Source organism: Haloimpatiens massiliensis (assembly GCF_900184255.1).
In the GTDB taxonomy this organism is placed as follows: Bacteria; Bacillota; Clostridia; order Clostridiales; family Clostridiaceae; genus Haloimpatiens; species Haloimpatiens massiliensis.
In genome coordinates this window covers 313,173-326,985 of sequence record NZ_LT854637.1, presented here as the reverse complement: position 1 = coordinate 326,985, position 13,813 = coordinate 313,173, and the positions used below count along the sequence as shown (strand labels likewise).

Sequence of the window (13,813 nt, the reverse complement as noted above, 5' to 3'; positions counted from 1 at the left end):
GCTTCCCCTCTTTATTACTATTTTCTTATGAATCTCTTTTTTACATTATTATAACTAAATATGCCCAATACACATATTAATATGCCATAAACTACTATACCAGCTAATATTGATAAAAGGCAAGAAATATTTATGCTCATTGTATAATTATATACGTACTTATAAATAAATACAACAAAAAATGTCATTATTACTGATGCATATAAAGGTTTTATCATTACTTGATAATAATTAACAGATACTTTCAAATGTTTTTTAAGCACTTTCATGTTTAACATAGATGCCACAATATATCCTAAAATAGTTCCTATAACTGCTCCATATACGTTTATAGAGGGTATTGAAACTAAATAAAAAGTTACTAATGATTTTATTATGCATCCTATAAACAAATTTATTACTGGTTTTCTAAAATTTCCTGTACCTTGAAGAATAGATGTAGTAGTTTGTGCCATTATTATAAACGGTATTGATATACTTAAATATTGTAATATTTTGTACCCTCCTATTTGCCTATTAAAGACCAAATTTAAAATAGGATAGGACATAAAGTTCAATCCAAATAATGAAGGTATTGATATAATAAAAGAAATTTTTAATGCGGTTTCCACCTTCATTTTAACTTCTCTTTTCCTATTTAAAATAAAAGCTTCTGAAATTATAGGAACTAAAGAGCTTCCTAATGCCACAGATATGCCTAGTGGTACATTTATAAGCACAGATGCCTTTCCTGTAAGCTGACTATACAATACCGTGGCTTCTGTAGAATTAAAACCTGCCTGCAAAAGTTTTTGAGGTACTAATATTGAATCTACAAGGCTCATTATTCCTCCCACTGCTGCTCCTAAGGAAATAGGGATAGCTATATTCAGTAACTCTTCCATAATTCCTTTATCCCTTTTTATACGCCCAATATAAAACTCTTTTCTTACTCCTATATACTTGCCACATAAGTATATATCTGAAATTATACCTCCTGCGGCTGCTCCTAATGCTGCTCCCGCCGCTGCAAATTCTATTCCCTTCGGAAGTAATAAGTAAGCAAGTCCAACTCCAAATACAACTCTTCCAACCTGCTCTAAAATCTGAGAAATTGCTGTAGGATTCATATTTTGAAGTCCTTGAAAAAAACCTCTTAAACAACTCATAACAGCTATAAATACTGGAGCTATCGCTATGCAAATTAAAGCATAGTAAGCCTTAGGATTCCATTTTAATGCCTCCACTATATTTTTAGAAAAAGCTAATAAACTTCCTGTAAATCCTATGCTTAAAATACCCATTAATGCTATTGAATCTCTTAAAACTTGTACCGCTCCACCTCTGTCATTTACTGCATTTCTTTCAGAAACCATTTTTGACACTGCTATTGGTATTCCTGAAGATACTGCTATAAATACAGCATATAAGGGATATGACATTTGATAATATCCCATTCCTTCATCACCAATTAAATTTTGCACTGGTATCCTGAAAAATATACCTAAAAATCTTGTAAACACACTGGCAAGTCCTAAAATTAAGGTTCCCCTTATTAGTGACTGTTTTTTCATATACTCCCCAACCCCTAAATAATGTTATATCTAATAGATATTTTAAACTTTTTTCTAATATTACTTATGATTTTATTTTAAAATTGAATATTTATTAGTTTTAATGTCAATAATCTAAAATGAAAAATAAATGGCAGATAAACTGCCATTTATTCCATTTGTTTTCCTAAGAAGGTTGATGCTGTTTGAGCTAATTTAATCTCTAAGTCAGGAGACTCTTTGTTTTCTTCCTTACTTATTAAAATTACTGCTCCTATGGCGTCACCCTCTGCTATTATAGGTGCTATAACCTGACCAAAATATTTTTCTTCTACTTCTTCATCTTCGTACAAAGGTACTAATTTACTTTTTTCTAATAATACATTTTTCCTTGATTCTATTATTTCTCCTAATTCATTACTTATTCTCTTATCTAAATATTCTTTTTTTGTTGTTCCGCTAACTGAAACCATACTATCTTTGTCACATATTATTACTATGTTTCCAGTAGATTGGTTCAAAGCTTCAGCATATTCATTAGAAAAACTTGTAAGTTCATTAATTGGCGAATATTTCTTTAAAATTATACCGCCCTCTCTATCTGTAAATATCTCCAATGGATCTCCCTCTCTTATTCTTAGAGTCCTTCTAATTTCTTTTGGTATAACAACTCTTCCTAAATCGTCTATTCTTCTTACTATACCTGTTGCTTTCATTTATTTAATTCCCTCCTTAAAATTAAAGTATGTAAAATTACTTGTACTCATATTATCTTTCTAAATATGAAATTTTATACACAAATGTTATGTAATAGCCTCTATAATATAAAAAAAGATACTTAAAAGCCTTATATTAGCTTTCAAGTATCTTTTTTTATATTAATTAACACTATAAATTTTTTTCATAAGTTTTAATTTTAGCATCTTTTTTCCATTGTTCCAATAACTCTTTCCACTTATTTTCTTTCTTGCTTTCTACAACTAACTTATTTATTTCCTCTTTCACTTGATCATATTTTTTAATTGGATACTCTTCTTTTTCTATACACTTAATTATATGCCATCCAAATTGAGTTTTTATAGGTTCAGATATTTTTCCTTTTGAAAGAGCCTGTGATGCAGTCATAAACATTCTATCATAATTAGGATCGTTATAATTAATAAATCCTAAATCTCCACCTTGCTCATTTGCTGCTTTATCAGTAGACATTTCTTTAGCTACTTTTGCAAAATCCTCTTTTTTATCTAATCTAGCCTTGGCTTTTTTAGCTTCTTCCTCTGTTTTAACTAATATATGTGCTACATGTATTCTATTTGGTTTTTCAGTAAACTCTGCCATGTGTGAATCATAATATGACTTCATTTCTTTTTCACTAGCTTTCACGTCTTTTACAGCTTTCTCATATACCTTAGGTGCTAGTACTCTTATCCTTAAAAAATCCTTTAGAGTCTTTTCTGTAAAACCACCTGCAGTCATATCTTTTTTAAATTCTTTTTCATCTTTGTAATTTTTCTTTATAGTATCAAATTGCTTATTTACTTCTTCTTCAATTTTCTTTTCATCATTTACTTTAAGTTCTTTTGATTTTTGAACAATAATTTTTTCCATGGTTATTTCTTCCAATACGCTTTTTCTTGCTTCCTTCAATTGTGATTTAGCTTCTTCATTATTTTCATAATCCTTGCCATACTTAGCTTTTATACTCTCTACAGTTTTAACCATTTGAGGATGTTCATCTACTTCCCCTCTAGTTATCTTTTCTCCTTTAACTTTAGCTACTGTTGATTTTTTAATACGCTCTGGTGTTTTTTCTATTAAATTACATCCTGTCATAGATAGCATAAATGCACCTATCAATACCGACGCAATTATCTTTTTAGTCTTGTTCACAATACATTCCTCCCTATTTTCTAAGCCCTAAGTAAACTCATAAATTAATTCTATCATAAAACTAATGGTTTTCAACTAATTTACTTATAAATTGGACCACATCTTTCATAATTTTTACTATTTTTTGTCTTTTCATTCCTTCTAACTTATATGCTACAGCAGGTTTCTCACCAAGTTTAAATATTATATTTTTTCCATATTTATCTATGATGTTTTTAACAAGTTCCTGATTAAAATACCTTTTACTATGAAATCTAAATAGCAATTCTTCCTTTTGATCTATTATTTCTTCTATTCCATATCTACTTCCTAAAGCTCTGCTATATGATATGTCAATTAAATTATTAACCGCTTCTGGTATGTCAGAATACCTGTCTTCTATTTCTTCTTGTACATCCATCATATCATCATATGATTCTATTGCTGCTATCTTTTTATATATCTCTATCTTCTGAGTTTCGTCTTTTATATATGTTCCAGGTATATAAGCATCTACATTTACTTTAATATCTGTTTCTACTTTTTCCTTTTCTATGTCTCCTCTTAATTGTTTAACCGTTTCTTCTAGCATCCTGCAATACAAATCATAACCAACTGCAGCCATATGACCATGTTGAGCAGAGCCCATCATATTGCCTGCACCTCGTATTTCTAAATCTCTCATAGCTATCTTAAATCCTGAACCAAGTTCTGTGAAATCCTTAATGGCCTTTAATCTTTTTTCCGCTACTTCTGTTAGCACTTTATCTTTTCTGTAAGTAAAGTAAGCATAAGCTATCTTATTAGAACGCCCTACTCTTCCTCTCAATTGATATAATTGCGATAAACCCATTTTATCCGCATCATATATAATCATAGTATTTACATTTTGTATATCAATACCAGTTTCTATTATTGTAGTGCAAATTAATAAATTTATTTTGCCATCCATGAAATCCATCATAACTTGCTCTAATTCTCTTTCTGTCATCTGTCCATGAGCTATTCCTATAGAAGCTTCTGGCACCAGTTTGCTTAAATAACCTGCCATATCTTTTATATTCTTAACCCTATTGTACACAAAGAAAACCTGCCCCTCCCTACTTATTTCCTTTATGATAGCATCTCTCATTAGTTGTTCATTAAATTCTACCACATAAGTTTGCACAGGATATCTATCCTCTGGGGGAGTTTCAATTACACTTATATCCCTAACCCCTGTTAAAGACATATGCAAAGTTCTAGGTATTGGTGTAGCTGTTAAAGTCAACACATCTACATTTTTCTTCATTTCTTTAATTTTTTCTTTATGAGTAACTCCAAATCTCTGTTCCTCATCTACAATTAAAAGTCCAAGCTCTTTAAACTTTACATCCTTTTGTAGGATTCTATGAGTACCTATTAATATATCCACATTTCCTTCTCTCACGCTTTTCAATGTATTCTTTTGTTGTGCTGTTGTTCTAAATCTACTTATCATATCTATTTTTATGGGAAAATCAGAAAATCTTCTTATAAGGTTATTATAATGTTGTTCTGCCAATATAGTTGTAGGAACTAAAAAAGCTACTTGTTTTCCTTCCATTACTACTTTAAATGCCGCTCTCAACGCTACCTCAGTTTTACCATAGCCCACATCACCACAAAGAAGTCTGTCCATTGGTTTATCAGATTGTAGATCACATTTTATATCTTCTATTGCAGTAATTTGGTCTGGAGTTTCCTCAAAAGGAAATTCATCTTCAAATTGTTTTTGCCATACTGTATCTTTACTATATTTATGTCCTTTTACAGTAGACCTTATGGCATAAAGCTTAATAAGCTCTTCCGCTATATCATTTATAGATTTTTTAACCTTACTCTTAGTTTTATTCCATTCATTACTACTTAACTTATTTATTTTTGGTGCCTTTCCTTCACTACCTATATATTTCTGCACAAGATCCAGTTGTTCAACTGGCACATAAAGTTTATCATCCTTATCATACTCTAATTCTAAGTAATCCTTTTTGTGCCCTTGAACATCTAATTGTTTTATGCCTTTATATACACCAATACCATGATTGGCATGTACTACATAGTCTCCTAACCTTAGTTCTGAAAAACTCTTTATCTTACTAACACCTTTACCTTTTACCTTTTTTCTTTTTAATTTTCTTTTAGATTCACCAAAAACTTCCTTATCAGATATAATACATAACTTTACTTCATCAAATTGAAAACCTTTCAAAAGGCTTCCAGAAGTAATAATAACTTGCGATAACTTTATTTCATCTATATCCTCACTATAAAAACTTTCTATACCCATTTCTCTTAAAGTATTTACCAACCTTTGTCCTCTAGTCTTAGTTCCTGATAATATTACAGTAGTGTACCCCTTACTTTTTTTATCCCTTATATCATCTATCAAAAAATCTAGTTGTCCATGATAATTACTTAAAGTTGCAGCAAAAAAATCTACTTCTTTACTGTACTTTATGATATTACTTGGTTTTCTGATGGAGTCTATACTTATAAACAAGTTGTTCTTTAAAAGCTGAATACTCTCTTCTTTAGTAAACAGTAAGTCCCATTGTCTAGGAAGTATGCTTGCCCTTTGATAAAAGTTTTTATAATCTTCTTCAAATTCAAAATATACACTATCTAGCTTACCCATGCATCTCTGAGCATCTTCTAATATTATAAACGGATTATTTATATAATCCAGTAAAGAAGATTTTTTTTCGTAAAAGTACGGTATGAATCCTTCAATATTATCGAATTTCCACGTTTCCTTTAAATATTCTAGATTTTTATTTGTACTTTTAATTAAATTCTCTAGATTTTCCTTTAGTTCTTTACTTTTAAAATTACTCTTTGCATTTTCTAAATCTTTTAAAATTTCTTCATACCCTCTATCTAAATCCTCTGAAGTAATTATTACCTCTCTAGCTGGAAATATTTCTATAGAGTTCACCTTTTCTATACTTCTTTGAGTCTCTAAATTAAAGGTTCTTATGGAGTCTATTTCATCTCCAAAAAGTTCTATTCTATATGGTGCTGATACTGTTGGAGGGTATACATCTATTATACCTCCCCTTAAACAAAATTGACCTTTTCCATCTACTGATGGAGTCCTATCATATCCGCTTTCTACTAACTTTTTTATAAATTCTTTTAAATCTAAATTGCCTCCAGTAGAATATTTTAAAGTATACTTTTTAAATAATTCCACTGGAGTATATACTGATGCTATTGCTTCCACTGTAGTGATTATTATCTTCTTGCTCCTCTTCAGCATTTCTCTTATTACTTTCAATCTTTCCCATCTTAAATCTCCTGACAGTGCATATATATTATAAAATACTGTTTCCTTTGCTGGAAAATAATATACATTATTGGTATAGAAACACATATCTTCATATAAATTTCTTGCCTCTATATCACTATGAGTTAATATCAAAATATTTGTATTAAGTTCATCATATATGCCATTTATAAAATAGCTTCTGCTAGAATCAGCTATTCCATATACCTCTACAGGAACTCTCTTCTCTTCTATGCTAGTAAGTATTCTTTTAAATTTGTCATTTTCTTTTAAAGGCTTCATGAGCCCTTTTAATTTCATACAAAACACCTCTCAAGATTTCAAACTTATATATTTATGCCATTGAACTGATTCATAGCTTCACTCATACCCTTGCTTATTATACCCTCTGTAGCATCTGCGGCTACCACTAAAACTTTCTCTATTTTATCCCTTTGTTCTTTGGAGAATTTACCCAAAACATGAGAAACTAACCCACCTTCAGGTGAGCCTGCACCAACTTTAATTCTATTAAATTTATCTGAATTCAAATTAGCTATTATGCTTTTTATTCCATTATGCCCCCCAGCGCTTCCTTGAGGTCGCAATCTAATTCTACCAACTTCTAAGCTTATATCGTCATATATAACTATAATATTTTCATTGTTGACCTTGTAAAAATTCACAGCTTCTATAAGACTTTCTCCACTTAAATTCATATAGGTCTGTGGCTTCATTAATATTACTTTTTCATTACCTATTAATCCTTCACCATATATACTCTTAAATTTTCTCCTATTCAATTGAATATTATACTTCCTTCCAATACAATCAATTACATCAAATCCTAGATTATGCCTGGTCTTTTCATATTCTTTTCCTGGATTTCCTAGTCCTATTATTAAAAACATAATTACCTCCATTGATACTACACATGTTTGATATATATTTTAGTATATATTAGCATTTTTTATATGGCAAGTTATTCGAAATTATATAAACATTAAATAATAGTTATCTTGAACATCAAATTAAACAGCATACCCACTAGTGGAGCTGCTGTTTAATTTACTATAATATTATATTTAAACTAATCTGCTTCAGCTAATCTAACTTTATATTTTTCAGTCTTGCCATTTCTCCATACTTTACAGGATACCACATCTCCGACTTTATGTTCAAATAATATAGCTGATAAATCGGAAAAATTCCTTATCTTTTTATTATCAAATTCTATCATTATATCTCCTGCTTGGATTCCTGCTCTTTGCGCTCCTCCATTTGGCACTAATTTACTTACATAAACTCCCTCTATTCCACCGGTAGCTTGCGGATTAACTGTACCTCCGTATATTCCAACAACAGGTCTTACAACTTTACCATTATTCTTAAGCTGCTCTACTATTTCTTTAGCTTCATTTATAGCTATAGCAAATCCCATTCCTTCTGCATTAACCTGGGCTCCTATCTTTAAACTGTTTATTCCTATTATTTCTCCATTTTCATTGCATAGGGCTCCTCCACTATTACCAGGATTTATAGCTGCATCTGTTTGAAGTACTTTATATATAGATTCTCCAGATACTATTTTTCTATTTAAAGCACTTATAATTCCTGCTGTAACAGACCCTGCAAATTCTTCACCAAGTGGATTACCTATAGCTATAGCTAAATCTCCCACTTTAACTTTAGAAGAGTCACCAAATTTTGCCACAGGCAAATTTTTAGAATTTATTTTTATTACTGCTAAATCCGACTTAGGATCTGCTCCAATTACTTTAGCTTCTAATTCCTTTCCACTTGATAACTTAACGGTTAATTTAGTTGCATTTTCAATTACATGATTATTAGTAACAATATACCCTTCTTCACTAAAAATTATACCTGACCCAGTTCCTTGTTTTACATCTCCAAAGAACCCCTCAGCTCTATTGCTTATTGCTACTACTGCCGGTCCAACAGTCTCTGCCACTTTATTTATTGGGTTTCCTTTAACTATCTGTGTAACAGCACCATTACCGCTATTTATATTTTTAGTAGGTACATTTTTAGAATTATCATTTGATTGAGAATACTTATTTTCAACTACATAATTTGCTGTAACGGCTCCAGATACCATGGCTACTAATATAAAAACAATAAAATATGCTATTTTTTTAAAAAAGCTATTTTTTTTATTTTTCCTAAATTTTATATGATAATTATTATCACTGTTATTCATTTGTTCACTATTATTTTCTCTATACTCGCCCATACACAGTACCTCCCGAATTAGTAATATTTAATTCTAATATACTATAATTTAATTTATAAACTTTTATGAAAGGTTTAATTTTTTGTTAAAGTGAATGTAAATTCCACTCCATCTGCCTTATTTTCCACCCATATATCTTCTCCTAACTGTGACAATATACTCCTAACTATAGGTAGCCCCAATCCAGTGCTTACTTTAGAGGATCTAGCCTTATCTGCTTTATAAAATCTATCCCAAATATGATTTAAATCCTCTTCATCAATATTAGGTCCACTATTAAATATACTAATATACACTTTTTTACCTTTACTTTTTGTAGTTACTTTAATTTGACCACCTTCATTAACATACTTTAGTGCATTATCTATTACATTTGTTATTATTTGTATAGTTCTATCCCTGTCTGCTAAAACATATAACTCCTCTTGTTCAAAGCACACATCTACTTTTAATTCCTTTTTTATTATACGAGTTTCAAATTTTATCACTGCCAACCTAATTATTTCATTCAAATTTAATTCTCTTATTTTTAAAGTAAACCTTCCAGACTCTATAGCAGATAAATCTAATAAATCATTTACTAACCGGGTTAATCTTCCTATTTCCTCATAGACTATTGATAAATAATAATTTTTTTTATTTTCTGGTATTATTCCATCTAGCATTCCGCCTATAAAACCTTTAATAGATGTTATAGGTGATCTTATTTCATGAGATACGTTGGAGATAAATAATCTCCTATTGTTTTCAACTTTTTCCAAGGAATCTGCCATAATATTAAAAGAATTAGCTAATTCCCCTATTTCATCATTAGATTTAATACCTACTCTCTTATCTGCCTCACCTTTTGAAATTTTTCTGGCTACACCATTAATTTCTGCTAAAGGCTTTATTATAATTTTCTGTGAAAAATAATATATAACTATACTAGACACCACTATAGCTAAAATAGCCGATGCCCATATTATTTTGTATACATTTTTTAGCGCCTCTTTTATATTATCTAAAGAGGTATGCATTATTATAGTACCTTTAAAACTATTTCCGTAATCTATTGGTATTTCTATTGTATGCACAGGAACAGGAAATAAATTGCCGTAATTTCCTTTTTTTTCTATAAATCTTTTTAATCTTAACTCTTTTAAATCATTAGTTAATATCTGCTTTCCTAAAAGTTTTTTATATTTTTCATTAGATATAGCATATATGTATCCATATTTATCTGTAATCCATATATCTACATTCAGATAATCTCCTATTAATTTTAATTGTTTATTCATTTCATAGGAAGAAATATCCCCATACATATACTGTACTGCTGAGTCACCTATTAGTGTAGCTTTCTCAGCTAGTTCATTTTTATTCTGCTCAAAATAGTAGTTTTCAAACCATAGTGATAAAACTGTAGCAAGAATGGTAAAACTAATGGCTATTATTATAGTATACGTGGCAACCATTTTAGAAAACAAGCCTTTTTTCATGTTTATTTCACCTCAAACTTATAGCCAACACCCCATACAGTTTCTATTTTCCAATTAGAGCCGCCTTCCAATTTTTCTCTAAGCCTTTTTACATGAACATCAACAGTTCTAGAGTCACCTGGATAATCATATCCCCATACTTCACAAAGCAATTGCTCTCTTGTGAAAACCCTATTCTTATTACTTGCTAAGTAGTACAATAACTCAAACTCTTTAGGAGGCATCTTTATTTCTTCTTCTTTATAGATTACCTTATATGAATTAATATCTACCATTAATTCATCAAAATTTAAAACCTCCTTATTTATATTTTCAGAATTATATCTTCTTAAAACTGCCTTAACACGAGCTAACATTTCTTTTGGTTCAAATGGCTTTACTATATAATCATCAGCCCCTAATTCTAGTCCTAAAACTTTATCAAAAGTTTCTCCCTTAGCCGTTAGCATTATTACTGGTATTGAACTGTCTTTTCTTATCCATTTTAGTACATCTATACCATCAATACTAGGTAGCATTATGTCTAGGAGCACTAAATCTGGTTTATACTCTATGAACTTTTCCTCTGCAGCTTTTCCATTATGAACGCAAGTTGTGTTATAACCTGAATTTTCCAAATACATTTTAATTACTTCACATATGTTTTCATCATCATCAACAATTAATATTTTTCCTATGCTTCCTTCCATTTTTCTCGACCTCCTATATGTTAATTTTAAACATAATTTTTACATACTTATTTACTTTAAATTTACCACAAAATATATTATTTATTATAGTTTTAATTAAAAATTTACAAATATTTCACTGTATATACAAATAGGCATGCAATATCGTAAAATCATTACAATAGTGCATGCCTCAAGTAATTAATATGTATTATAGTCTAATCTAGTCTTCAAACAATTTGCTTACTGATATATCTTCATATATTCTTCTTATAGCTTCTGCAAATATTGAAGCCACAGATAATGTAGTAAATTTATCTAATTGCTTATCTTCTGGTAAATCTATAGTATTTAACATAACCAATTCCTTAATTGCAGATTTCTCTATTCTTTCTATTGCTGGTCCAGATAAAACTGCATGGCTACAACAAGCATAAACCTCTTTTGCTCCTAAATCAACTAAAGCATTAGCTCCATTAGTTATGGTACCTGCAGTATCTATCATATCATCCAATAGTATAACTCTTTTTCCTTTTATATCTCCTATTACATTCATAACTTCTGAAACATTTGCTTTTGGTCTTCTCTTATCTATTATAGCTATTGGACAATGTAATCTATCAGCAAATTTTCTAGATCTTGCCACGCTGCCTAAGTCCGGAGAAACCACTACAACATCATCTTGTTCTTGGAAGCCATTTTTAATAAAATGTTTAGATAAAGTAGCTGCTCCCATTAAATGATCCACTGGGATATTAAAATATCCTTGTATTTGTGATGCATGTAAATCCATAGTAAGAACTCTATCAGCCCCTGCTGCTGTTATTAAATCAGCAACTAGTTTAGCTGTAATTGGATCTCTTGCCTTTGCTTTTCTATCTTGTCTTGCATATCCATAATAAGGAATAACCGCTGTTACTCTTCCTGCAGATGCTCTCTTGAAAGCATCTATCATTATTAAAAGTTCCATTAAGTTATCATTTACTGGTGCATTTGTTGATTGAATTACAAAAACATCTGCTCCTCTCACTGTTTCTCCTATGTTTACAGAAATCTCTCCGTCACTAAAAGTAGAAACAACGGCGTCTCCAACATTTAATCCTAATATATCTGCAATTTCTTTAGCAAGTTTAGGATTAGAATTACCTGTGAATATTTTTATATTTTTGCCATGGGTTATCATTATGTAAACCTCCTTATATTTATTTCCTTAAACCTTTTTTATCTACCCATCCCTCTTTGTTTACCTGTTTTGCTCTGCCTATAGCAAGAGAACCTTCAGGCACCTTTTCAGTTATAGTAGAACCTGCTGCTATGTACGTGTTATCTTCTACTTCTACAGGTGATACTAAGTTTGTATTGCATCCTATGAAAGCGTTGTTTCCTATTATAGTTTTATATTTTTTCTTTCCATCATAGTTCACCACAACAGTTCCACATCCAAAATTGCATCCACTGCCCACTTCTGCATCACCTATATATGTTAAATGTGAAACTTTAGTTCCATCACCAATAGTAGACTTTTTAATTTCAACAAAGTCACCAATTCTAGCACTTTTACCTATATTACTTTCTGGTCTTATATACGCAAAAGGCCCAACAGTAGTATTTTCGCCAACTTTACTATCCAATATTACTGAGCTTTGAACAGTTACGTTATCTCCTATTACACTGCTATTTATTCTAGAATTAGGATACAAAATACATCCCTCTCCTATAGTAGTTTTTCCTTCCAACACATTTCCTGGATATACTATAGTATCTTGTCCTATTTGTACTTCGTCTCCTATATATGTGTTATCAGGACTTATTATAGTAACTCCATTTTCCATATGGTATTTATTTATCCTATTTTTCATTATTTCTTCCACTTGGGATAACTGTACTCTAGAATTTACACCTAAAGTCTCTTCAAAATCAGTGTCTATAGCACCAACCTTTTCTCCTTCATTCTTTAAAATTGATATAACATCGGTTAAATAGTACTCTCCTTGAGCATTATTATTATTTAGCTTTTCTAAAGAATTTAAAAGACTAGTTATGTTGAAACAATACATTCCTGAGTTTATTTCATTTACTTTCTTTTCTTCTTGGTTACAATCTTTAAACTCTACTATTTTCTCTACTGAACCTTCTGCATTTCTAATTATTCTTCCATATTCAGCAGGATCATCTATTACTGATGTTAAAATAGTAGCTTTAAAGTTATTTTCCAAATGATACTGTATAAGTTTTTTTACTGTTTCCGCTTTTATTAAAGGTGCATCTCCTGTAAAAATAGTAACTACACCTTCTTTATTTTGCAAAAATTCTTTAGCGCACATTACTGCATGACCTGTACCCAATTGCTGTTCTTGTAAAGAGTATATCACATTTCTATTTTGTGTAGCCTCTTTAACCATTTCAGAACCTGTTCCTATTACTACATTTACGTCATCTATTTCTGCTTTCCTCATAGTGTCTATTACGTGATTTATCATCTCTTTGCCGCATACTTTATGTAAAACCTTAGGCATACTAGATTTCATCCTTTTGCCTTTCCCTGCAGCTAATATCATAGCACATTTATACAATTCTAACACCTCTTTTAGGCATATTTTTAATATATTGTTCACTTTTACTTATTAATAAAACACACATATTCTATTATATTTTAAAGATAAATTATTTTCAACATAACTATGACTTTTTTCAAAAATTACTATAAAAAAAAACAAAAAGGA

10 protein-coding genes are annotated in these 13,813 nt (G+C 30.2%); all 10 read right to left on the bottom strand.

Features of this window, described 5'->3' with window-relative positions; translation table 11 throughout:
• Positions 1–17: 17 nt before the first annotated feature.
• Entirely contained in the window at positions 18–1,553 is a 1,536-nt protein-coding gene (locus C1715_RS04625; RefSeq protein WP_102399459.1) for a putative polysaccharide biosynthesis protein, read from the bottom strand.
• Between the two features lie 149 nt (positions 1,554–1,702).
• Positions 1,703–2,248, bottom strand: coding sequence for a stage V sporulation protein T (gene spoVT / locus C1715_RS04620; RefSeq protein ID WP_102399458.1), 546 nt, complete (start codon positions 2,246–2,248; stop codon positions 1,703–1,705).
• Positions 2,249–2,420: 172 nt separating this feature from the next.
• Positions 2,421–3,422 carry a peptidylprolyl isomerase gene (locus C1715_RS04615; protein ID WP_102399457.1) on the bottom strand — a complete coding sequence of 334 codons (1,002 nt, stop codon included), beginning with the start codon at positions 3,420–3,422 and terminating at the stop codon, positions 2,421–2,423.
• Positions 3,423–3,483: 61 nt separating this feature from the next.
• Complete coding sequence (mfd, locus tag C1715_RS04610) at positions 3,484–7,008, bottom strand: transcription-repair coupling factor (protein WP_102399456.1); 3,525 nt, start codon at positions 7,006–7,008, stop codon at positions 3,484–3,486.
• A gap of 26 nt (positions 7,009–7,034) precedes the next feature.
• Positions 7,035–7,598: an aminoacyl-tRNA hydrolase gene (gene pth / locus C1715_RS04605; protein WP_102399455.1), complete on the bottom strand. Its 564-nt coding sequence runs from the start codon at positions 7,596–7,598 to the stop codon at positions 7,035–7,037.
• 179 nt (positions 7,599–7,777) lie between these two features.
• Positions 7,778–8,941: a S1C family serine protease gene (locus tag C1715_RS04600; RefSeq protein ID WP_102399454.1), complete on the bottom strand. Its 1,164-nt coding sequence runs from the start codon at positions 8,939–8,941 to the stop codon at positions 7,778–7,780.
• A gap of 74 nt (positions 8,942–9,015) precedes the next feature.
• Entirely contained in the window at positions 9,016–10,422 is a 1,407-nt protein-coding gene (locus tag C1715_RS04595; protein WP_102399453.1) for a sensor histidine kinase, read from the bottom strand.
• Positions 10,423–10,424: 2 nt separating this feature from the next.
• A complete protein-coding gene (locus tag C1715_RS04590) occupies positions 10,425–11,111 on the bottom strand; it encodes a response regulator transcription factor (protein ID WP_102399452.1) in 687 nt (228 codons plus the stop codon).
• Between the two features lie 202 nt (positions 11,112–11,313).
• Positions 11,314–12,273 (bottom strand): ribose-phosphate pyrophosphokinase, encoded by a 960-nt coding sequence (locus C1715_RS04585; protein WP_102399451.1) that lies wholly within the window; start codon positions 12,271–12,273, stop codon positions 11,314–11,316.
• Positions 12,274–12,292: 19 nt separating this feature from the next.
• Positions 12,293–13,663 carry a bifunctional UDP-N-acetylglucosamine diphosphorylase/glucosamine-1-phosphate N-acetyltransferase GlmU gene (gene glmU, locus C1715_RS04580; protein WP_102399450.1) on the bottom strand — a complete coding sequence of 457 codons (1,371 nt, stop codon included), beginning with the start codon at positions 13,661–13,663 and terminating at the stop codon, positions 12,293–12,295.
• Positions 13,664–13,813 lie beyond the last annotated feature (150 nt).

Excerpts from the sequence above, each read along its gene's own strand:
- mfd (WP_102399456.1), bottom strand. The coding sequence starts at position 7,008 with ATGAAATTAAAAGGGCTCATGAAGCCTTTAAAAGAAAATGACAAATTT.
- C1715_RS04595 (WP_102399453.1), bottom strand. The coding sequence starts at position 10,422 with ATGAAAAAAGGCTTGTTTTCTAAAATGGTTGCCACGTATACTATAATA.
- C1715_RS04625 (WP_102399459.1), bottom strand. The coding sequence starts at position 1,553 with ATGAAAAAACAGTCACTAATAAGGGGAACCTTAATTTTAGGACTTGCC.
- pth (WP_102399455.1), bottom strand. The coding sequence starts at position 7,598 with ATGTTTTTAATAATAGGACTAGGAAATCCAGGAAAAGAATATGAAAAG.
- C1715_RS04585 (WP_102399451.1), bottom strand. The coding sequence starts at position 12,273 with ATGATAACCCATGGCAAAAATATAAAAATATTCACAGGTAATTCTAAT.
- spoVT (WP_102399458.1), bottom strand. The coding sequence starts at position 2,248 with ATGAAAGCAACAGGTATAGTAAGAAGAATAGACGATTTAGGAAGAGTT.
- C1715_RS04600 (WP_102399454.1), bottom strand. The coding sequence starts at position 8,941 with ATGGGCGAGTATAGAGAAAATAATAGTGAACAAATGAATAACAGTGAT.
- C1715_RS04590 (WP_102399452.1), bottom strand. The coding sequence starts at position 11,111 with ATGGAAGGAAGCATAGGAAAAATATTAATTGTTGATGATGATGAAAAC.